18 protein-coding genes are annotated in these 21,012 nt (G+C 65.2%); 10 read left to right on the top strand and 8 right to left on the bottom strand.

Features of this window, described 5'->3' with window-relative positions; translation table 11 throughout:
* Positions 1 to 12: 12 nt before the first annotated feature.
* Positions 13 to 840 carry a biotin--[acetyl-CoA-carboxylase] ligase gene (locus tag QN358_RS04055; protein ID WP_323511690.1) on the top strand — a complete coding sequence of 276 codons (828 nt, stop codon included), beginning with the start codon at positions 13 to 15 and terminating at the stop codon, positions 838 to 840.
* Positions 841 to 847: 7 nt separating this feature from the next.
* On the top strand, positions 848 to 1,366 hold the full coding sequence (locus tag QN358_RS04050) for a PH domain-containing protein (RefSeq protein WP_323511689.1): 519 nt from the start codon (positions 848 to 850) through the stop codon (positions 1,364 to 1,366).
* Here QN358_RS04050 and QN358_RS04045 read toward each other — a convergent pair.
* A complete protein-coding gene (locus tag QN358_RS04045; RefSeq protein ID WP_323511688.1) occupies positions 1,356 to 1,880 on the bottom strand; it encodes a GtrA family protein in 525 nt (174 codons plus the stop codon). The two genes, QN358_RS04050 and QN358_RS04045, sit on opposite strands and share 11 nt — an antisense overlap.
* Positions 1,881 to 2,020: 140 nt before the next feature.
* Here QN358_RS04045 and QN358_RS04040 point away from each other — a divergent pair, with 140 nt between their 5' ends.
* Positions 2,021 to 3,163 carry a 5-(carboxyamino)imidazole ribonucleotide synthase gene (locus QN358_RS04040; RefSeq protein ID WP_323511687.1) on the top strand — a complete coding sequence of 381 codons (1,143 nt, stop codon included), beginning with the start codon at positions 2,021 to 2,023 and terminating at the stop codon, positions 3,161 to 3,163.
* A 41-nt stretch (positions 3,164 to 3,204) separates the two neighbouring features.
* Here QN358_RS04040 and QN358_RS04035 read toward each other — a convergent pair whose 3' ends face one another.
* Positions 3,205 to 3,615, bottom strand: coding sequence for a hypothetical protein (locus QN358_RS04035; protein WP_323511686.1), 411 nt, complete (start codon positions 3,613 to 3,615; stop codon positions 3,205 to 3,207).
* Between the two features lie 229 nt (positions 3,616 to 3,844).
* Between QN358_RS04035 and purE the strand changes: the two genes are divergently transcribed.
* Positions 3,845 to 4,345, top strand: a complete 501-nt coding sequence (gene purE / locus QN358_RS04030; RefSeq protein ID WP_136641615.1) for a 5-(carboxyamino)imidazole ribonucleotide mutase — start codon at positions 3,845 to 3,847, stop codon at positions 4,343 to 4,345.
* Between the two features lie 18 nt (positions 4,346 to 4,363).
* Here purE and QN358_RS04025 read toward each other — a convergent pair whose 3' ends face one another.
* Both QN358_RS04025 and QN358_RS04020 read right to left on the bottom strand, forming a co-directional pair.
* Positions 4,364 to 5,503, bottom strand: coding sequence for a glycosyltransferase family 1 protein (locus tag QN358_RS04025; protein WP_323511685.1), 1,140 nt, complete (start codon positions 5,501 to 5,503; stop codon positions 4,364 to 4,366).
* Between the two features lie 76 nt (positions 5,504 to 5,579).
* Positions 5,580 to 6,299, bottom strand: coding sequence for a glycosyltransferase family 2 protein (locus tag QN358_RS04020; RefSeq protein WP_323511684.1), 720 nt, complete (start codon positions 6,297 to 6,299; stop codon positions 5,580 to 5,582).
* 93 nt (positions 6,300 to 6,392) lie between these two features.
* Between QN358_RS04020 and QN358_RS04015 the strand changes: the two genes are divergently transcribed.
* On the top strand, positions 6,393 to 8,279 hold the full coding sequence (locus QN358_RS04015) for a hypothetical protein (RefSeq protein ID WP_323511683.1): 1,887 nt from the start codon (positions 6,393 to 6,395) through the stop codon (positions 8,277 to 8,279).
* 20 nt (positions 8,280 to 8,299) lie between these two features.
* On the opposite strand, the gene QN358_RS04010 is transcribed toward QN358_RS04015, so the two are convergent.
* Positions 8,300 to 9,280 (bottom strand): UDP-glucuronic acid decarboxylase family protein, encoded by a 981-nt coding sequence (locus QN358_RS04010; RefSeq protein WP_323511682.1) that lies wholly within the window; start codon positions 9,278 to 9,280, stop codon positions 8,300 to 8,302.
* 30 nt (positions 9,281 to 9,310) lie between these two features.
* On the bottom strand, positions 9,311 to 10,192 hold the full coding sequence (locus tag QN358_RS04005) for a decaprenyl-phosphate phosphoribosyltransferase (protein WP_323511681.1): 882 nt from the start codon (positions 10,190 to 10,192) through the stop codon (positions 9,311 to 9,313).
* Between the two features lie 74 nt (positions 10,193 to 10,266).
* Between QN358_RS04005 and QN358_RS04000 the strand changes: the two genes are divergently transcribed.
* The 5 genes from QN358_RS04000 to QN358_RS03980 all read left to right on the top strand — a co-directional run bounded on the left by QN358_RS04000 (position 10,267) and on the right by QN358_RS03980 (position 17,733).
* Positions 10,267 to 11,553 carry a hypothetical protein gene (locus tag QN358_RS04000; RefSeq protein WP_323511680.1) on the top strand — a complete coding sequence of 429 codons (1,287 nt, stop codon included), beginning with the start codon at positions 10,267 to 10,269 and terminating at the stop codon, positions 11,551 to 11,553.
* A 131-nt stretch (positions 11,554 to 11,684) separates the two neighbouring features.
* Complete coding sequence (locus QN358_RS03995; protein WP_323511679.1) at positions 11,685 to 13,805, top strand: hypothetical protein; 2,121 nt, start codon at positions 11,685 to 11,687, stop codon at positions 13,803 to 13,805.
* On the top strand, positions 13,798 to 14,931 hold the full coding sequence (locus QN358_RS03990; protein WP_323511678.1) for a glycosyltransferase family 4 protein: 1,134 nt from the start codon (positions 13,798 to 13,800) through the stop codon (positions 14,929 to 14,931). Before QN358_RS03995 ends, QN358_RS03990 begins: the two co-directional genes overlap by 8 nt.
* Before the next feature lie 79 nt (positions 14,932 to 15,010).
* Positions 15,011 to 15,577, top strand: a complete 567-nt coding sequence (locus QN358_RS03985; protein ID WP_323511677.1) for a hypothetical protein — start codon at positions 15,011 to 15,013, stop codon at positions 15,575 to 15,577.
* The gene (locus QN358_RS03980) at positions 15,574 to 17,733 is read left to right on the top strand and encodes a hypothetical protein (protein WP_323511676.1); all 2,160 of its coding nucleotides are present in this window, start codon (positions 15,574 to 15,576) and stop codon (positions 17,731 to 17,733) included. The genes QN358_RS03985 and QN358_RS03980 overlap by 4 nt, the downstream gene beginning before the upstream one ends.
* Positions 17,734 to 17,773: 40 nt before the next feature.
* Here the strand turns inward: QN358_RS03980 and QN358_RS03975 are convergent, their stop codons facing one another.
* Positions 17,774 to 19,258 (bottom strand): glycosyltransferase, encoded by a 1,485-nt coding sequence (locus QN358_RS03975; protein ID WP_323511675.1) that lies wholly within the window; start codon positions 19,256 to 19,258, stop codon positions 17,774 to 17,776.
* Complete coding sequence (locus tag QN358_RS03970; protein WP_323511674.1) at positions 19,255 to 21,003, bottom strand: glycosyltransferase; 1,749 nt, start codon at positions 21,001 to 21,003, stop codon at positions 19,255 to 19,257. Before QN358_RS03970 ends, QN358_RS03975 begins: the two co-directional genes overlap by 4 nt.
* Between the last annotated feature and the right edge of the window lie 9 nt (positions 21,004 to 21,012).

Genomic DNA, 21,012 nt, shown 5'->3' with positions numbered 1-21,012 from the left:
TAATGTCGAACTATGAACCTCGAACGAAGCTCTCACCTGGTCGCCCGGCTCGACTGGCGGCCCGAGTCGGGTTCGACCAACGCTGAACTCGTGGCGCTGGCCACCGGTGCCGACGCTCTGGCGTGGCCCGATCTCTCGGTACTGGCCACTGACTACCAGACCGAGGGTCGTGGCCGGCTCGGCCGAACCTGGAGCGCCCCCGCGGGTGGTTCGCTCGCCGTGTCGATTCTGTTGCGCCCGGCACCGTTCGGGCACGGCCCGGCGGGTGCACCCGCTCTGCCCGCCGAAGCGCTCGGATGGTTGCCGCTGCTCGCGGGCGCGGCGATGGCCGAAGCGGTGCGGCACTCGGTGCCCACAACGGGCGATGCCGAAACAGTGTGGGTCAAGTGGCCGAACGACGTGCTCGTGTCGGGGCGCAAGGTGTCGGGCATCCTGTCTCAGCTGCTGCCGAACGGTGGCGGCGTGGTGGTGGGAGCCGGCGTGAACCTCTTTCTGACCGCCGATCAGCTGCCGGTGCCCACAGCCACGTCGCTGCAGCTCGAGGGCGCCACCGGGTTGAGTATCGACGGCGTGCTCGCGGCCTACCTGGGCGCCTTCACCGCCCTCTACCGTGCGTTCGAGGCGGCCGGTGGGGATGCCCGGGCCAGTGGCCTCGCCGCCCGCGTCAGCCAGCTCTGCGGCACCCTGGGCCAGTCGGTCAGGGTCGAGCTGCCCGGGGGCGACACCGTCTCAGGCCGCGCCGTCGCGCTGGAAGACGACGGTCGCCTGCGCCTCGAAGTCGAACCGGGCGGCCGCGTTCTGCAGGTCGCCGCCGGTGATGTGACCCACCTGAGATACTGAAGCTGCCATGCGCGAGACGCCCCAGAACCCCCTCGACTTCACCGCGGTGCTGCACGATGAGCAGCCCGAGCGCGTGGTTGCGCGCTACCGTGCGCACGGGCGTCGACTGATCTGGCCGGTTCTCGTGCTGGTCGCGGTGGCCGGGGCCAGCGGCTACTTTCTCGGCCGGTTCGCCGAGAGCTGGCAGAACGATGCGGCTCTCGGCGGCGCCATTCTCGTGGTGTTCGTGGCAGTGCTGCTGCCGGTCGTATCGTGGCTGGCGAGGCGGTACACCCTCACCACGCGGCGCGTCATCGTGACACGAGGGCTCTTCGTTCGGCAGCGGCACGAGGTGTCGCTACGGCGGGGGTTCGACGTGACGGTCAGCCGGCGGGGGTTGCAGGCGGTGTTCCGAAGCGGCGACGTGACCATTCACTCGGGCAGCGAGCATCCACTCGTGTTATCAGACGTGCCCGACGCGAATCTCATCGTGTCGGCGATCACGACGCTCGGTGAGCAGTCGAACCGGCCGTCGTTCAACTCTTGACGAGGGCGTCTTCGCGTTCGGCGGCAAGGGCCGCGGTGATGTTGTGCAGGCCGTCGCTGCGCTGCGTGCCGTAGACCCAGTAGCGGTAGAGCACGAAGCGGAAGGCGGTGCCGAGGGCGAGGCCGACGACATTCGCCGCGATGTTCGTGGCAAGCAGGCTGGTCTGGCCGAGCACGTGGTGGGTGAACCAGATGCAGCCCTCAGCGATGGCGAGGCCGCCGACAGAGACCAGGGCGTACTCGACAAGCTCGAGGCCCACGTTCTTGCGGCGGTTCTCGCGAAAGGTCCAGTATCGGTTGCCGATCCAGTTGAAGATGATCGCGACCGACGTGCTGATCAGCTTGGCGCCGATGGCGGTGGCGAAGAAGTGGCCGGTGCCGAAGACGCCGAGCAGCAGCATGTTGAAGATGCCGACGTCGAGCACCATGCCGGCGAGGCCTACCACGCCGAATTTGACAGCGTAGGTCAAGAAGCCGCCCCAGGCGCGGTTCGCAAAGTTTTTCAGCGCGTTCAAACCCATGTGCTTTCTCGCGGACCGGTGTGCCGCTGATACTCAGTCTTCAATCGATCCTTCGACTATATGGGAAAGGTTTTGCAAATGCCGGGAGCCATGAGCCCCTCACACGAGGGGTCGAGCACGAGTAAGGTGTGGGGGTGAACTCTCGCATAGGTGTAATCGGCGGTGGCCAGCTAGCCAGAATGATGATTCCCGCGGCGGTGAATCTCGGGCTCGACCTCTCTGTACTGGCTGAAACCGAGGGTTCTTCTGCCCGCCTGGCTGCGACGGCGGTGGGCGACTACCACGACGCCGAGACGGTTCTGCGCTTCGCTGAGACGGTCGACGTCATCACCTTCGACCACGAGCACGTGCCTGAGACGATTCTCAGGCAACTCGTGGCTGCGGGGCACTCGGTACAGCCCGGGCCCGATGCGCTGCGCTTCGCGCAAGACAAGATCGAGATGCGTCGGCGCCTCGGCGAACTCGGCATTCCCATGCCCGACTGGGCCGCGGTGACCACCGAAGACGAACTGCAGGACTTCATCGACGACCACAACGGCGAGGCTGTCATCAAGACCGCGCGAGGCGGCTATGACGGCAAGGGTGTGCGGCTCGTGCGGGCCGCGGCCGAGGCCGCCGACTGGTTTCGGGTGCTGAACGAAGACGGCAACGGCGGGGCTCTGCTCGCTGAAGAGCGCGTCGACTTTCGGCGCGAACTGGCCCAGCTCATCGCTCGTCGTCCGTCGGGGCCCAGCGCGCTCTGGCCCGTCGTCGAGACGGTTCAGAAGGGCGGCGTCTGCAGCGAGGTCTTCGCGCCCGCGCCCGGCACGAACCCCCGCGTTCTCGAACTGGCGGCACGCATCGCCACCACCATCGCCGACGAACTCGGTGTCACCGGCGTGATGGCCGTCGAACTCTTCGAGACCACGGATGACCGGCTGCTGGTGAACGAACTCGCCATGCGCCCCCACAACAGTGGGCACTGGAGCATCGACGGGTCGGTGACCAGCCAGTTCGAGCAGCACCTGCGCGCCGTGCTCGACCTGCCGCTCGGCGACACAGGCGTTCGGGCACCGCACACCGTCATGGTGAACGTGCTCGGTGGCCCCACCGAGGGTGAGATCGTCGACCAGTACCCGCACGCCCTCGCCGACCAGCCGGGCGTGAAGGTGCACACGTACGGTAAGTCGCCGCGCCCCGGCCGCAAGGTGGGTCATGTCACCGCGTTCGGCGACGACCTCGACGACGTGGTGTTCCGTGCGCGGGCGGCCGCAGCGCTGCTCGGCTCCGACCTCTAGTCTGACTCCGGCAGAGTGCTCACCACGCCCGGCACCTGCTGCTAGCCCACCCAGCCGTCAGGGCAGTTGTACGGGCCGAAGGATTTGTTGGCGACGTAGAACTGCGGGTAGCCTCCGTTTTCCTCGATCCGAGCGCTGTTCGGTGACTGTCCCACTGTTTCGGTTGACCACAGTGCTTGGTTGCTCGTCGAATACACGACAAAATTGCCGTCGGTCTGGTAAACCGCTCTAGCTCCCGCGTGGTTGTCTGTTCCCGTCGCCCAGCACACATAGAACGTACCCGGGTACTGGAAGTCGTTGACGTAGAAGACCAGATTTCCGTCGGATTGCATGACCAAGTAGCTGTCTTGAAGAGCGATCTCGTCTCCAGACGAAAGAGTTGTTCCCTCAGATATTGATCCGTAGTGCAGGGTGCCAGCGTTTGCCGGCGCCACCCCGAAGAACATCATCACCGAAGCAAGAACAAGAGCGACCGCTCCGAACCGAGCTGTACGTCGTGTGACCCGATGAGCGACGTGTGTTTCATTTGCATCAACTAAAGATTTCATCAGCGAACTCCCCTTTTAGTTTCAACCAGATGACACTGAGGCTAAACCCGTCGAAATGCCATGGTCAAGAGGGAGGGGCCGAGTGGGGTCGCCAGGTGAGAGGGATCGGAGAACGCTCCTCTAGGCTGGAGGCATGGTCTCTGAAAGCCCGTTGGTGGCAATAGTGATGGGGTCTGACTCAGACTTCGCGGTGATGAGCGACGCGGTCGAGGTGCTGTCGAACTTCGACGTGCCGCACGAGGTGCAGGTCATCTCGGCTCACCGCACACCCGAGAAGATGATGGAGTACGGCCGCTCGGCTCGCGGCCGCGGCATCAAGGTCATCATCGCCGGTGCCGGGGGAGCAGCGCACTTGCCCGGCATGATCGCGTCGGTAACGACACTTCCCGTCGTCGGGGTTCCTGTGCCGCTCGCCCGCCTTGACGGGCTTGACTCGCTGCTCTCGATTGTTCAGATGCCCGCTGGTATCCCGGTTGCCACGGTGTCGATCGGCGGCGCGACGAACGCCGCGCTGCTCGCCGTGAGCATCCTCGCCACCGCAGACGAGGGCCTCGCGGGGCGCCTCGACACGTACCGCCACGAGCTCTCGCTGCTCGTCGAGACGAAGAACCAGAACCTGCAGCAGCGCCTGTGAGCGCTTGCCCGGGCGGGGCTAGAGGTCGGCGTGCAGCTGCCAGACCTTCTCGGCGGAGTCGCGCCAGCTGAAGGCGCGCGCACGATCGAGCCCGACGATGCGCAGTCGCTCGGCGAGCTCGGCGTGATTGACCACCTGCGCGATGGCGTGGGCGAGGCGCTCGGGCAGCCCCGCCGGGTCGTCGCGCGGCACCACGATGCTCGCGTCGTCGGCGACCTCCATCAGCGCCGGCACGTCGGTGTGGATGACCGGGGTGCCGAAATTCAGAGCCTCGATGACCGGCAGCCCGAAGCCCTCGGCCATGCTCGGGTAGACGAAGACCGTCGCCCGGCTGATGACCAGCGCGAGGTCTTCGTCACTCACGAAGCCGAGCACGTGCAGGCGGTTGGCCGGTAACCCGGCCTCGGCGGCGACGGCTTCGACGTCGAGATCGCCCCAGCCCTTGGGGCCAGCGATGACGAGGGGCAGGTCTGGCGCATCCGGCCGGGCCAGGGCCTGGATGAGCACGGCGAGACCTTTGCGGGGTTCGAGGGTGCCGACGGCGAGCACGTACGACTCGGGCAGGCCGAGGGCTTCGGCGTGGGCATCCGCGTTCACCGGAAGAACCAGGCTCGAGCTCACGGCACCGCCGATCACCCGCACGCGCTCACCGAAGTTCACATAGTGTGCGAGTTCTTCGGCGACGGCGTGGGTGGGCACCACGATGGCATCGGCGTAGCGGCGGGCGCGCTTGGCCAGCGCCTTGTGCCATGCGACACCGTGCGGGGTGAGGGTCTGGGGGTGGGTCCACGGCACGACGTCGTGGATGGTGACGGCGATCTGCTCGCCGGGCTGGTGCAGCTGGTCGTGCTTCGTGAGCGGGGCCATCAGCGAGGTGGCGTGCACCATGCCATGGCTCTGGCCGGTGAGCAGCCCGTGCTGCCAGGCGGCCGACAGCTCGCGGCGGCCGAGGTGCGTGCGGTGCACGGCGCCGAGGCCCGGCAGACGGCTCTTCAGCTCGGCCAGTCTCTCGGGGGCGACCGCCGACACAATGGCCTCGACGTCGCACCCGCGCGGGGCTGTGGTGATGAGTTCCCGGGTCAATTCTTCGGTGTACCGGCCGATACCACCCGGCACTGGTGCCAGAATTTGGTCGACTATTACGCGAAGCGTTGCCACGTGACTCCTGTCTTTCGGCGAAACCCTATCATCGAGGGCTGCTCAGAACCGGTGAGTGTGTCGCCAGATTGCGGTGCTACTGCGAAACCGGGGGCTGGCGCCTGGAGCCCTCGCGCAGGCGGATCTTCAGCAGGATCCAGAGCGCCTCTACGCCGTCCCAGGCGGTGATCTTCTTGCCCTCTGCGCGGGTGCGGGCCTTGTACGAGATCGGAATCTCGTAGGGGCGGTAGCCGCGGGCCAGCAACTTGCCGGTGATCTCGGCCTCCATGCCGAAACCGTTCGACGTGACGTTCAACGAGCGGTAGAGCGAGATGGGCATGAGCTTGTAACAGGTCTCGACATCAGAGACGAAGGCGTTGAACACGATGTTCGTGAACAGGTTGATGCCCTTGTTGCCCATGACGTACCAGTAGCTGTACGAGGTGTGGCTGCCGAACGTGCGGGTGCCGTACACGATCTTCGCCTCGCCATCGAGAATGGGCTGAACGAGCCCCGGGATCTCCTGGGGGCGATACTCTTCGTCGGCGTCGCAGATGATCAGGTAGTCGCCTGTCGCGAGCGAGACGGCCTTGCGAATCGCCGCGCCCTTGCCCTGGTTGGTGGGCTGGTGGAACACGGTGACCCGGTCGTCTTCGATGCCGTCGAGAATCGACGCGGTCAGGTCGACGCTGCCGTCGTCGACCATCACGAACTCGACAGTGAGCTCAGGCTGCCATTCGATGGCAAGAACCTTGTCGAGCACTTTCTGGAGGGTGGCCTGCTCGTTGTAGACGGGCATGAGAACGGAGAGCTTCACGGTAACCTTTCGGCGGGGATGTTTTGCACCGGCGGGTGACATTCTCTGTGAGAACACAAAACCCGTTCAGATTAGCACTAGCGAGAGACGTCGATGAGTTCAGCCCCTTCCCGCGCAGCCGAATCGGTTCAGCCCACGGAGCCGCGACGAGGCTTCGTGCGCTCGTTCGCCTCATGGCCGTTCGTTCTGAGAGAGCTGCTTCTCGCCCTGCTGAGCGGCCTTGTGTCGATCGTCTTGGCGGCCGTGGCGCTGGGTGTGACGCGGGGCAGCCTCGGCGAGCGGTGGCAGACGGGCGGCGCAGACCAGGTGCTGCACTACCAGATCTTCTCGAGCGCCATGCACACCTTCCCCTACTTCCCGAACAGCCAGCTGGGTTTCCCTGCGGTGCAGAACCTCTTCTTCGCTCCCCTGTTCGACCTGTGGTCGGCCATTGAGGTGTGGGTGCTCTCGGCGGTGCTGCCCAACGGCATCTATGCGCTGAACATCTACAACCTGCTGAGCTTCTTCGCCGTGGGTTTCACGGCGTACGCGTTCTTTCGCGCCCTCACGTTGCGCCGACTCACGAGCGTGGTCTTCGGTGTGGCATTCGCGCTCATTCCGTACCACTTCTACCAGCTGCAGTTGGGGCACCCGTTTCTGTCGAACTACTGGGCGGTGCCGCTCTCGGGCATTCTCGTTCTGATGGTGGCGGGCGAGCGCACCGACCCATTCTCAGCATGGATCGGGCGCGCCACCACGCGTTCGATGCGCCGGGCACGCCGCTGGGTGCCCATCCTGGTGCTCTGTGCCCTGGTGGCATGGACACAGTCGTACTACTTTGTCTTCGCCTGCCTGATCGTGGGCGGCATCTGGGCGGTGAAACTCGTGCTGTCGTTTGTCACGAGCGGTGGCTGGCGACGGGCCGCGTGGCCCACGGTGACCACCTTCGTTCTGGTGGGGCTGGTGGGCGTGCAGCTGGCCGTTCTGTCGCTCAACCTGGGTGACCGGTTCAGCACCTACTTCACCGCCCGGCTCGCAATTGAGTCGGAGCTGTACGGCGGCAAGGTCATGAACCTGCTGCTGCCGTCGTCGACGAGCGGGTTCCCCCTGCTCGCAAAGCCCTCGATCGACTACGACGCGACCTCGACCGTGCTCACGACCACCGAGAGCGCGGTGACGGCGACGCTGGTCACCATTGCGCTGATTCTCGCGCTCGCCACGCTGCTGGTTCGCCTGCTGCGCTCGTACGGCCCGGCGGGAACGGCAACGACACGGCTGCAGCGCTTCACCCTGGATGACCGGGTGGGTGTGCTGCTCGCCGCTCTGGTCGGCGCGTTCCTGTTCTTCGTGGTGTCGGGGCTCGGCGCGCTGATTGCCTTCGCCGTGACACCGGAGATTCGTGCGTGGACGCGCATGTCTGTCGTCATCAGCCTGTTCGCCCTGGGCATCCTCGCCATCTTTTTCGACTCACTCGTGCGTCGGGGCTGGATACGCGTGGTCGCGCTGGCGGCGGTGGCCCTCTTCGCCGGTGTCGATCAGCTTGCCGGCATTCAGGCCAGTTACCCGATTCAGGCCACCGACGATGTCGCGCAGCGCGAGATCGCAGCGAAGACCGACAGCCTGCTCGGCCCGGGGTGCGGCGTGGTGGAACTGCCGCTGAAGTCGTTCCCCGAGTCGGGCAACATTGGCAAGATGGGCGACTATGACGAAGCTCTGCCCTACATCTATGACGAGAAGAGCGACCTCGAGTGGAGCTACGGGGCCGTGGCGGGCACCCACAGCGCCGACTTCTGGTACGGCGTGACCGACCCGAGCGTGTTCGCATCGAAGGTCGAATCGTCGAAGGCGTGCGCCATTCTTGTCGACACCTACGCCTACTCCGACAGCGGTGCCACGTGGCAGCCGCTGGTTGCGGCCGTCACCGACGCGAACAGCCCCACGTTCACCACGTCAGATGCCGACCACCGCTACGAGCTGTTCGTGGTGCCGGCCGGCAGATAACCGGCCGGCAACTCAACAGGTCAGGCCGGTGTCGCAGCTGTCTCGGTGAGCAGGCCCTTGAAGGTGCCGTGCTCGCGAAACCAGGCGATGGTGCGCGCGAGGCCCTCTTCGACCTCGACCTCGGGGCTCCACGACAGAATGGCGCGGGCCTTGGTGATGTCGGGCTGGCGGCGCTCGGGGTCGTCGACCGGGCGCGGGTGCAGCTCGATGTTCGAGGTGCTGCCCGTGAGCCGGATGACGGCCTCGGCGATCTCGAGCAGGCTCTGCTCGTGCGGGTTGCCGATGTTGATGGGCCCGGTCTCGCCACGCGCGGCGGCGAGGGCGAGGATTCCGCGCACCTGGTCGTCGATGTAGCAGAGCGACCGGGTCTGGCTGCCGTCGCCGTGCAGCGGAATCGGAACGTTGTTGAGCGCGGCCTTCACGAACGCCGGTACGGCACGGCCGTCGTCGGGATCCATGCGGGGGCCGTAGGTGTTGAACAGGCGCACGATGCCGGTGTCGACGCCGAATGTGCGGTGGTAGGCGAAGGTGAGAGCTTCGGCGTAACGCTTTGCTTCGTCGTAGACGCTGCGCGGGCCGGTCGACGACACGTTGCCCCAGTATTCCTCGGTCTGCGGATGCACTGACGGATCGCCGTACACCTCTGAGGTCGAAGCCATGATGAATCGTGCGCCGTCGCGCTGGGCCACGTTCAGCAGCGCCTCGGTGGCATTCGAGCCGGCGTGCAGGGTCTCGATCGGGTGGGCGAGGTACCGCGGCGGAGACGCGGGGCTCGCGAAATGCATCACCAGGTCGAAGTGACCGGGCAGCGTCATCGCGTCTTCAGCGTCACCGTTGACGTGGCTGAAGTTCGGGTTTCCCACGAGGTGGGAGACGTTGTCAGTGAAGCCGGTGATCAGATTGTCGAGAGCGACAACCTCGTAACCTCGCTCGAGCAGCTCTTCTGACAGATGCGAGCCGACAAACCCGGCACCGCCGGCGACAAGGGCTCTGAGTGGCATGGGAACAACTTTCTTTTGGGGCACTGGCTTCTAGATGTGTGGTGCGCGAAAAATCACCGACAGCGTGAAGGTGATCAGCCACAGTAGCGCGAACAGAAGCAACTGGCGGTCTTTGAGCACGATGTCTTCGGGAGCACCGGCAATACCTTTGTCGACATTGTAGGCGTAACGCAGAATCGCCATCGAGAACGGCACGATCGACACGGCGGGCCAGATATTCGTTGCGAGGTCGCCGAGGTCGAACGCCCAGAGCGAGTACGAGATGGTGGCGAGGCCCGCTGCGAGCATCCAGACGAACTGGAGATACGAGGCCGAATAGTTCTCGAGAGACTTTCGGGTGGGCAACCCGGAGTGTTCGAGTTCGACCTTCTCTGAGTAGCGTTTGCCCGACACCATGAGAAGCGAGCCAGCGAACGAGACCAGCAGAAACCACTGGGAGACGGGGATGCCGAGGGCGACGGCGCCCGCAATCGCACGAATCAGAAACCCGCTCGACACGATGACGAGGTCGACGACTTCGGTGTGCTTGAACCAGAGGCAGTACGCGATCTGCAGAACTTCGTAGAGCGCGATGACCAGAGCCAGCGGCACCGAGACAATCAGTGCAGAGACAAGGGGTGCGGCAATGAGCAACGCGATTCCCGCTGCGAGGGCGACGGGCACAGAGAGTTCGCCGGCGGCGATGGGCCGATACTTCTTCTTCGGATGCGCCCGGTCGGCTTCGACGTCGAGCAGGTCGTTGATGAGGTACACCCCGCTCGACGCCGCGCAGAAGATCACGAATGTGAGAATGACCGTCAGCCAGACCCCGGACTGCAGAAGGGAGCCGGCTGCGAGCGGTGCCGCAACGACGAGCACATTCTTCAGCCACTGGTGTGGCCGGAGTGCACGGACGATCGCGGGCGCTTTCACTGAGTGGTCCTCCAATTGAACAAATGAGCGGTATCGTTTCTACGGTTGCCGCCAACCACCTAGAGGACTCTACCGTGCCCCCTCCAGCCTCACGAGCAACGCTTGCCCGAACGGCCATTGTGGCCCTGGCGGCTGTGGTCGCCGGTATTGGCAGCTACGTTCTGCTCATCTTCGTCTCGCACGGCACCTCGACGAGTGAATACGCCAACTTCGCCGTCTTCTGGTCATTGACGGTGACCATCGGCCTCGGCTTCTTCTACCCGGTCGAGCAGGAGAGCGCGCGGTCGATCGCTGGAACCCAACCGGGAGCCCGGCCCGGAGGTCGGGGTGGCATGGCACGGTTCGTGCTGCTCTGCGGCGCGGCGCTTGCTCTCGTCACTTCGCTCGCCGCCCTGCTGCTGTTCACACCCGGGGGCGCCGCGTACATCGGCTCGCCGGCGCTGGTTGTCGCACTCATCCTCTCGTTTGTCGGCTACGCCGTGCAGTTTCCTGTTCGCGGCATGATGTCGGGCAGCCACCGCACCACCACGTACTCGGCCATCATCGCGGTGGAGGGGATGCTGCGCATCCTGCTGCCCGCGCTGATTCTCTTCGCCGGTTTCTCGGGAGCCTTCTCATTCGCCCTTGTCGTGCCGGTCGCCGCCGCGGTGTCGATTCTGCCCGCGCTGCTGGGGCGTGACCGTTCGTGGTGGGGCTTCTCAGCACTTTCGCCTCGGTTGTTCGCCGGGCACCTCGCACGACTCATCGTCGCCGCGCTGTCGATTCAGCTCATTCTGAACAGCGGCACGCTGGTGGCGAAGGTCGTCGGCGGCACCGGCAGCGAGGCGCTGACCGGCCAGATTCTGGTGTGCCTCTCGATAGCGCGTATCCCGGTGTTCGTCTACCAGGTGCTGCAGATCCTGTACCTGCCGCGGTTGGCGGGCCAGTGGAAGGCGCGCGACCTGCACGGGGCCAGGCGAACCCTGCTCGCCGCCATCGGCGCTGCGGCAGCCGTCGGTCTCGTCATCGTCGCCGGCATGAGCGTGCTCGGCCCGTTCGTGATCGGGCTGCTGTTCGGTGCCGACCGCGTTCTCTCGGTCGGCGGTATCGTGCTGGTGAGCGTGGGTGTCGGTGTTTTTCTGACCGCGCTCGTGGCCTCCGACGGCTCGCTGGCGCTCGGTCGGCACAGCGTGGTCATTCGCTCGTGGGCCATCGCCGCGGTGGCCGCCGCGGCCACGGTGGTCGTGGTCGGTGACCCGCTTCTGCGCGTCACGTGCCCGCTTATCATAGGATCGAGCATTGCTCTCATCCAATTGGTCGCAGGGCTCGCCCGAACCATCCGGGCCCGTTCCACTACCGCCCGGGAGGCGTCCACATCGTAGCTGTCATTGCCATTGCCCTTCTCGGCCTGCTGCTGCTGTCGCTCTTCGGGCTGGCCGTTCTCTCGCTGACCAGGCGGTCGCAGAGGGCGGTACTGTTCCCGGCGCTTCCGTTGTTCGGTGCGGCGTATCTCGTGGTGGTGCTGCATCTGACCGGCACCTTCCTCCCGGCGCGCGTCGGAATCTGGGTCGCTGTGAGCCTTGCCGTCGTGGCGCTCGCCGTATCGGTGGTGCGGGAACGTTCTGAATGGTTCGTTCCCCTACGAAGTGTGGGGGCGTGGGGCGTCTCCCTCGCGGTGGGTGTTCCTGGGGCGATACTGGCGCTGGCGCCGTCGCTGCTGGCCGGGTCGCCTCAACTCGTGAGTGCGACGGTGAGCAATGACGGGTTCTACTACGCCTCGGTCGTCGACTGGTTGACCGGGCATCCGGTGCTGGCGTTGCCGAACATCGGTGCGAACCCTCTTCTCGGCCTCGACTCCCCGGCATACGGCCCCGCCGCCGAGAGTCTGCGCAGTGGGTTGCGCGTGGGTCAGGAGCTCGTTCAGGCCGGGCTCGGCTCGCTCACGGGCCTGGGGCCGGTCAGCGCGTTCTCGCCGTGGATCGGGCTCTGGGTACTGCTGGTTCCCGGTGGGCTCTGGGTGCTCGGCGAAGTGTTCCACGTCGCACGCATCGGGCGAGTGATTCTCGGGCTCGTGGTGGTCACGTCGTTCTCGCTGGTCGACCAGGTACTTCGCCAGAATGCAGACTCGCTGCTCGGCATCGCCTTTCTCGGGCTGGTCATCGCGCTGGTCGCGGCTGGCGTGTCGGCCCCGCGCAAAGAAAGGGTGACGCCGCTCTGGCTGGCCGCGTTGGTGGTGGCGGCGCTGGTGGGCACGTACACCGAGTACCTTCCGTTCGCGGGGGTCACGCTGGTCATGGTGGTGCTGCTGCGCGCGCCGCGCGCCGTTCCGCGCGCCCTTGCCAGGGCTCTGGTGATCATCGGGTTGTCGATTGTGCTGGGGCCGCTGATCTGGGCACGCGCTATACAGAACAGTCTTTTTGTCGGCGGTATTGCCGCGGGTGGTGGTGGCACCACGCTGTCGTTCGGCGAGGGAGTGGGGCGCCTGCTCGGGCCGTACCAGGCCATCTTCGAACCCAACGGGGTCGTCACCTATGGGCACACCGGGCAGGTGCTGCTCACCCTGGTCGTGCTCGCCATTCTGGCCGGGTGCGTTCTCGCGTTGATCGGTCGCCGCTCGAGGCCCCTTGCGGTGGGGGCAGCTCTCTCTGCCGCGATCATCGTCTACATCGCGTTCAAAGGCAACGACTACGTCACCTCGCGCGGCGCTGCCATCGTGACACCACTGGTGTTCACTGCGGCGGTGCTCGGTTGGGTGAACCTCTACCGCTGGGCTCGCCGATCGCAGCGTTCCACGACCGACCCGACCGCTCGTTCGAATTCTCGGCGAGGCAGGTCGTTGGCCGTGCTGGTCGCAGGCGCTGCCGCGGCAGCCGTAACGGTGGGCATCGGCGTGAATTTCGCGTTCGTCAACACTGTGGATGCTCGGTCTGACGACGTGCTCGTCTCCGCCGAGTTCCACGAGGCCGCCTCGTGGGTCTCCCGCATCGGCAACGGTGATGGCAGCGCGGTGGCGGTGGCCAGCGCAACCCTCTTTCAGCAGCTATGGATCAGCGAGGCGCTCTCGAGCGCACCCGACGTCAGTTACATCAGCCTGCGCGGCGACCTCGGCTACCGCGGCAATCTCACCATGCACACGTTCTGGGCCGACCAGCCTGAGCGGTACGTTTTGCTGGGCCGTGGCGCCTTCGGCTCGTACGACCCGTCAGCCGTGGTCGAACAGAACAGCCAGTTCGTGCTGCTCGACCTCACGAAGCCGGCCACGGTGGCGGTGCCGGTCGTGGCGGCTCCCAGCTGGAGCTATGTGACCGACGCCTCGGGTGCCATCTCGAGTAGCGCCGCCGGCGTGGTGCAGCTGCTCACCAGTGAGCAGAGCCTCGCGGGGCTGTCGCTTCAGGTGCGAGGTCTCGCCCCCGGCAGTACCGTCACCCTCGAACAGAACGGCTCACCCGTCGCGTCGATCGATGCGGCTGGCGAAGCGCTGAAGCTACCGCTCACCGGTGTGACGGTTCAGAACTCGCTGGCTCAGGTCACCATCGCGGTGACGACCCAGAGTGCACCCGGCGCGGGCACCGCTGTCGCACCCACCTCACGTTCGGGCGACCTGTTCGCCCTCGAAGGGATCACCCGTGACTGAGTCGTACGACATCGTCTTCGCCGTGAACTACTACGCCCCCTACGTCAGTGGTCTCACCGAGGTGGTGCGCATTGTGGCTGAGGAATCGGCGCGGGCCGGGCGTTCGGTGCTGGTCGTGGCCGGCCAGCACGACGCATCGCTGCCGCGCCGGGAGGTGCTCGGCGGGGTCGACGTGATCAGAACGCCGGTGGTGGCGCGCATCGGCAAAGGGTTGATCAGCCCGTCATTCGTGAGCACGGCCATCCGGTACGGCCGTCGAGCCGGGCTCGTCAACCTGCACATGCCAATGCTCGAGGCGGGGCCGATCGCCGTGGGAGTGGGGCGCACGCCGGTGGTGAGCACGTACCAGTGCGACATCGCGCTGCCGCCTGGGCTCTTCAACCGGATTCAGATGACGGCGATGGATGCGTCGAGTCGCCTCGCATTCAGAGCCAGCGAGGTGATCGTTCCATCGAGCCTCGACTACGCAACGCACTCGCGGCTCGCGGCCGCGATGCCGTCCCACAAGCTCGTGGCCATCGCCCCGCCCACCCACACTTTTGCGCATGTCGCCGAGACGTTTCGCGAAACTGCGGGGCTGCACGTGGGTTTTCTCGGTCGGCTGGTCGAAGAGAAGGGGCTCGAGTCGTTGGTGGAGGGGTTTCGTCAGCTCGACGACCCGGAGGCCCGGCTGCTCATCGCGGGCGACTATCTGAAGGTGGCGGGGGGCAGTGTCGTCGAACGGGTGCGCCGGCAGATGGGCGATGACACGCGCATCCGGTTGCTCGGATTTCTACCTGACGGCCAGCTGCCGCACTTCTACTCTTCGCTCGATGTGTTCGCGCTGCCGTCGGTCAACTCGTTCGAAGCTTTCGGTATCGTGCAGGTCGAGGCGATGAAGGCCGGAGTGCCCTCGCTGGCCTCTGACCTGCCGGGGGTTCGCACCCCGGTCGAGGCCACCGGCTTCGGGCGTATCGTGCCCCGCAACCAGCCCGATGCCATTGCCGCCGCCCTGCGTGACCTGCAGCAGAACCCACCCGATCGGGTGGCGGGAGCAGCCGCGACGAACGCTGACTACTCGCTTGAACAGACGGTCGCGCTCTACTTGAGTATGTTTGATTCGGTGAGTCGCCAAGCCCAGCCCTGAATGGGGGGTAATCTCGTTTTGACCTGCACCGTGAATTGTCTGCGGGGTTCCGCAACAGTGAAAGGCCTGGCCCGAATCAATGGAGACTGAGCGACGTTCCCGCTGGTGGGTCTGGCTGATCGTGGGCGTAGTGGTGATTGCCGGTCTCGCAGTGACTGCGGTGCTGCTTTTCGGGTCACGTTCTTCGGGTGACGTTTCGGCCACCGGCACGCCGAGTGCGACCCCGACTTCGTCGCCAACGCCGACCGGCACCGTCGGCCCCACAGCAACAGCCACCCCCACAGCGACGCCGACTGCCACCTCTACTCCCACGGCGACGCCGACGGCGACCGCCACCCCCGCGGTGAAGGCGGTCGTGCCGTTCGTCTCGTCGGCCGGGTGGGATGCCGGGGCCGGCGCCATCACGGTCAGCGCCTTCGTGCCGCAGATCATCGAATCCGACGGCACCTGCACGATCACCGCGACCAAAGGCTCCCTCACCGCTTCGCAGTCGTTCAGTGCCCGGGCGTCAGCCACCACCACCGACTGCGGTTCTGCCTCGCTCGCCTCGCCCACACTCGTCTCCGGCAGCTGGAACGTCGTGGTGACTTACGCCTCGCCCACGTCTGCCGGTACCTCCGCCTCGACCGAAGTAGCCATTCCATGACCGAACGCCGCCGCCCCCGCACCTCTGCCGGGCGACTGCTCGCGGGCCTCGCTGCGGTCGTGTTCGTCGCCGCCGGTCTTGTCGCGGGCGGTTCTCTCGCGGCTGCCCCGGCAAGCGCCCTGAGCGGCTCGCAGTTCAACGCCGGCAATATCATCAGTGACGCGACCTTCTTCAACTCAGGCACCCTGTCGGCCGACCAGGTGCAGAGTTTTCTGAACGACCACGGCTCCAACTGTTCGGGCACCGCGTCGCTGCCGTGCCTGAAGAACTATTCGCAGGCCACGGCGTCGCGTGCAGGCACCAACTACTGTTCTGCCTACAGCGGTCAGTCGTCTGAGACCGCTGCGCAGATCATCGTGCGGGTGGGACAAGCGTGCGGCATCAACCCCCAGGTGCTGCTCGTTATGCTACAGAAGGAGCAGGGCCTGGTCGACGCCTCGTCGACCACCTCGTATATGTACCGTTCCGCACTCGGTTACGGCTGCCCTGACACCGCTGCCTGCGACTCGACCTACTACGGCTTCTTCAATCAGGTCTACTCTGCAGCCGCACAGTTTCAGAGCTACACCAAGAACAGTTCGTCGTGGAGCTACCAGCCCGGCCGCAACAACAATATTCTCTACAACCCCGACTATTCGTGCGGTTCGGGCTCGGTCTACATTCAGAACCAGGCGACCGCCAACCTCTACATCTATACGCCGTACCAGCCGAATGCCGCTGCCCTGGCGAACCTCACGGGGTCGGGCGACGGATGCTCGGCCTACGGCAATCGCAACTTCTGGGTCTACTTCAATTCGTGGTTCGGTGACCCGACCGGCGGCGGCCTGCAGTCACCGTCGTTCGAGGGCGGCTCGACAGGCTGGGTGGCTGGCAATGGCTTCGTGAACCACGTTGCGTACAACGACCCCTCAGGAGCCCAGAACGGCTCGTGGTACTACGCGTCGAACACGCAGGTCGCAGGCCGGTCGATAGCTCAGGATGTGCCGCGAACCGTCGCCGTCGGCGACCTCGTGACCTCGACCATCTGGCTGCGCTCGGCCACTGGGTCGCCCTTCTCCGGTACTCTCGCTCTCTGGGGCCTGGGTGGCCAGACGGAGTCGGCTGGTACGCCTTTCACCGTGGGCAGTTCGTGGCAGCAGGTCACCGTGCAGTTGCCGGTCAGGCTCTCGTCTCACTCAACCGTGCGGCTCGAGACATACATGGACACGACCAGTGGAACCCTGTACATGGACAACGCCACAATGGCCTTCGGCACGGCCACTCCCGACAAGAACCTCCTCTCTGCGCCCTCCTTCGAGGGCACGCTTTCGAACTGGACACAGGGCAACGGGTTTGTCAACAGAACTATCTACCAAGACCCTGCAGGCGCACACTCGGGTTCGTGGTATGGCGCCACCAACACAGACACGCCAGGTCGTTCGCTGTCGCAGACCGTCTCGGCAACGCCGGCAGCTGGCAGCAGGTACACCTTCTCGATCTGGGTGCGTTCCGCCATCCCCAGCCAACCTTTCACGGGAACGGTCGCACTCTGGGCACTGGGTTCGGGCGCACCGGTCGCGAACAGTGCGGCCTTCACGGCGAGCGGCTCGTGGACCCGAATTGCGGTGACCACCGATATCAGCCAGGCCAATGTGTCACAGGTCAAGGCCGAGATCTACCTCACCTCGACAAACAACACCCTCTACATCGATGACGCCCAAGTGGGCCCGAACCTGATGACCGCAGGGTCGTTCGAAGGTGGTTCGTTCACGGGCTGGGGGGCAGGCCAAGGGTTCATCAATACAGCGGTCTATAGCACTGCCGCCACGGGAATCGCCGCCCAGAACGGTAGCTATTTCGCTGCAACGAACACCAACACGCCGGGCAACTCACTGTCTCAGGTGGTGCCGCGACAGACGTACGTCGGTGAGACCTACACTGCCGAGGTGTGGCTGCGTTCAGCGAACGACGGTCAGACGTTCAGCGGCACCCTCGCTCTGTGGGGCTTGGGCGGTGTGACAGAGCAACGCTCGACAAACTTCACTGTCGGCACTACGTGGACCCGGGTTGCGGTCGATTTACCGGTGGCCGCCATGGGTCACACCTCGTTGAAATTCGAGGTATACGAGAACACGACAGGGAACAACCTCTGGGTCGACAGCGCCCAGATCAACTAGGCCGTGTGGTCGACCAAGCGGTCGGTGAACTCGTCGTTGGTCACGTCGTCGGTTGTGAACTGAAGTACTGCCAGACCTCGTCAGCATAGGTGTTCCACGACTGGTAGTCGTTGGTCGCGAGTTCGGTGCGCTTGGCTGCAAGCACAGCGGGGTCGAGCAGCGCTCCGCGGAGCTCTGCCTCGAGCTCGTCATCGGAGTGCGGATCGACCGTGATGACGCCGCCATACCGGTGCGCGATCTCGTTCATGCTGCCCACGTTCGACGCGATTACCGGCGTTCCCGCTTTGAGCGATTCGACGATCGGCAACCCGAAGCCCTCGTGGAACGACGTGAAGATCGACACCGTGGCGAGCCGATACGCTGCCGACAACACGTCGTCTGACGCGTTGGAAACGATCTGCAACGGGAAGCCCTGCTCTGTGAGCATCTGGCTGAGCTGGTCGAACGGAGCGCTGTTCCACGACGCGGCGCCGATCATGATGAGCCGAAACTGCACTCCGCTGCGCCACAGCCGATGTGCGACGTTCAGAACCGAGAGATGGTTCTTGCGCGGCTCATGGCTGCCGACGACCAGCACCACAGGCTCGTCACCAACGACTCCGAGCTTCGTGCGGGCCTCTTTCAGGCCGCTGGTGCTCGGCTCTGCCGAATCTCCACCAAGGAACACCGCGCGTACGTCAGGGCCCGAGCGCCCCGAGGAGGGGAGCATCTTCTTCCACGCCAGAAATTCGTGCGCGGTCGACTCGGAGATCGTGGCGACCGTGTCGGCGTAGGCCATCGCATCCAGATACAGCGGGAAGTGCGATGCGATACCGGCGTGCGAGGTCTCACCCGACGTGAGCGGAACGCAGTCGTACCCGATGTACGAGACCCGGGTGCGGGCGAAGCGACCGAGGGCGAGCAGCCGATCGGCGCGGGTCGTGTCGGCCACCAGCTCGGGAACAATCATCAGCCCGCCATTGGGAATCACGATGCGCTCGGGCTCGTAAGTGGCCAGCACTTCGAGATCGAACTCCTCGCCCCTGATACGGGCCTCTTCTTCGGCGTTCAGCCGCCGGAGGGATCGTTTGTTGTGTGACCAGGCGACCAGAATCACCTCGTGGTCGACCAGCCAGCGCCTCACTGTCTCCCGCACCACGCGCTGGATGCCCGAGATGACGTCTGTGCTGCTGGTGTCGTGAACGTCGACCAGTACGGCGTCAGAGACGATCTCGATCTCAGCGGTGAAACCGAACATGCTCGCGTCTGAGCGCGCACCGACAGAACGCAGAGCCTGAAGCGAACCGTTCAGAATGGCCGTGCGGCGAAAGTCGACGATGTCGGTCTCGATGGGCAGTTCGCCTCGCAGCGCGGCCCACACGAGCCAGAGACCCTGCTGGCCCGCAGAACCCTCTGCGACCAGGCGGTCGACCTCGGAGGCCAGAGTGTCGAGCGCGTCAGCGGAGAGGGGCCCACCTGGCAGCGGTCGACCGAGAATTTCGAGCAGGCTTCGAACAGTGGGCGACACTAGAGGGTCGTGAGTCATTCTGAATCCTGGTTCGTTGCGGTGAGCTGCCAGAGTGAGCGCGAGTAGTCGGCCCAGGTCGAATCGACCCTGGCCGTGATCTCGCTGTGCAGGCGGTCAAGAAGTGCGTCATCGGTGAGCAGCTGGCGCATACCCGCGACGATGTCGTCGTCGTCTCGGGGATCGACGGTGAGGCATCCGCCGCCCGCCGCAATCTCTGCCGTGCTGCCGTAGCCCGTCGCCAACACCGGAGTACCCACGGCCAGCGATTCGGCGACCGGCAGTCCGTAGCCCTCTTGAACCGAGATGAACACGGTGAAGCGGGCCTGGCGGTACGCGGCCGCGAGTTCTACCTCATCGACGTCGCGGCGCTGCTCGATGGAGCGGCCCTGGGAGCTGAGCGCTGCCACTGCGTCGGGTACAGCGGTCATCTCGCGATCGCCACTGCCGCCGAGCAGCAGTAGGGAGAACTGAAGGCCCTGCCGCCACAGAACTTCGCTGGCGAAGATGACAGAGAGCTGGTTCTTTCGCGGTTCATTGCTGCCCACCGAGACGACGAGCGGAAGGGGCGGCGCTTCGACAGGTTCGAGTGAGTCGCCGGCCTCGATGCGTTCGAGCGGCAGAACCAGTGTGCTGACGGTGAAAGGGGGGAGCCCCTGCGTCGCGGCAGCCTCGGCAAAACCGGTGAACTCGCCGTTCACAGCCTCGGAGATCGCGATGACTTCGGTGAAGTACTTCAACATCGACAGGTACGACACGAACAACCCGCTGAGGTGACGGGGCACGAGGTGACCGCTCGACACCGGAATAGTGTCGTAGCCGAGGGCGATTGTTCGGTTGGGGGAGTAGCGGGCGAGCGCGGTGAGGGTGTCTGTTCCCCGGCCGACCGGCACCTCAGGCGTGAAGAAGGTCGTCTTCCAGGGCACCACCAGCACGCTGGTCGTGTCTTCGAACTCGACTTTTCTGTTGACCTTCTGGTCTTTGACAAGGTCATCGCGGGCGTGCTCGTTGCTCCACTGCACCACGCGCTGGCGTTCGGCGTTCGTGACGGTACGGAGCGCGGTGCCGTCTGTTGTCAGGGCGACCAGCTCGTACGCCTTCTCGTCCCAATGCGAGAGAATCTGCCGGGTGACACGCTGAATACCCGAATTGAAACCGAATTTGGCGGTCTGGTCTGCGAATGCGACACGGCGGTCGCTCACAACCTTCAGAGTGCGCAACTGAGAATGGTGCCGGGTTGTCCACACGGCGCAGTGGTTCAGAAGCCGGTGGATGGCGTCATGGGCAGCCACCCCGGTGATGTCGCGCTGCAGGCCCTGAAGCATGGCCTGGTCAGGAAAGCAGCCGCTGACGGCGATGATGAGCATCCACAACTCGGAGCTCTGATTGCGTTCGTGCACGCGCGCTGCAATGGCGCCGAGCAGGGCGTCGGTGCTCATGGCGCCGAACTCTGACACGGGCACATCGGGGAGGAGGTGCGGCGCCACCTCAGTGAGTCTCTGGTGCAGTGCAGTTCTCGACTCGAACAGAGCGCTGAGGTCGGCATGATGCACCGGCAGCGTCAGACGGCCCTGCCGCAGGCCTGAGAGTCGCTCACGCGCACGAACGGCCCTCATGGGGCGCGTCACGCGCCAGCTCAGGCTCGCCTGCAGTTCTTCGGCCGACGGCCCGGTCGTGACGGAGATACCACTGAGACCGGCGAGCCAGTTGTCGAGTTGGGTCTGTGTCAGGTGGGCCGTACTCGGAGACTCTATAGAGGTGCTCATCAATCAGAA

It is taken from the genome of Subtercola sp. RTI3 (assembly GCF_035018625.1).
GTDB lineage: Bacteria > Actinomycetota > Actinomycetes > Actinomycetales > Microbacteriaceae > Subtercola > Subtercola vilae.
This window is presented reverse-complemented; position numbering and strand designations above follow the sequence as displayed.

Bases quoted from the DNA above. Each gene is read 5' to 3' on its own strand.
- QN358_RS04055 (WP_323511690.1), top strand. From the start codon at position 13: ATGAACCTCGAACGAAGCTCTCACCTGGTCGCCCGGCTCGACTGGCGG.
- QN358_RS04050 (WP_323511689.1), top strand. From the start codon at position 848: ATGCGCGAGACGCCCCAGAACCCCCTCGACTTCACCGCGGTGCTGCAC.
- purE (WP_136641615.1), top strand. From the start codon at position 3,845: ATGGTCTCTGAAAGCCCGTTGGTGGCAATAGTGATGGGGTCTGACTCA.
- QN358_RS04015 (WP_323511683.1), top strand. From the start codon at position 6,393: ATGAGTTCAGCCCCTTCCCGCGCAGCCGAATCGGTTCAGCCCACGGAG.
- QN358_RS04010 (WP_323511682.1), bottom strand. From the start codon at position 9,280: ATGCCACTCAGAGCCCTTGTCGCCGGCGGTGCCGGGTTTGTCGGCTCG.
- QN358_RS03985 (WP_323511677.1), top strand. From the start codon at position 15,011: ATGGAGACTGAGCGACGTTCCCGCTGGTGGGTCTGGCTGATCGTGGGC.
- QN358_RS03980 (WP_323511676.1), top strand. From the start codon at position 15,574: ATGACCGAACGCCGCCGCCCCCGCACCTCTGCCGGGCGACTGCTCGCG.
- QN358_RS03975 (WP_323511675.1), bottom strand. From the start codon at position 19,258: ATGACTCACGACCCTCTAGTGTCGCCCACTGTTCGAAGCCTGCTCGAA.
- QN358_RS03970 (WP_323511674.1), bottom strand. From the start codon at position 21,003: ATGAGCACCTCTATAGAGTCTCCGAGTACGGCCCACCTGACACAGACC.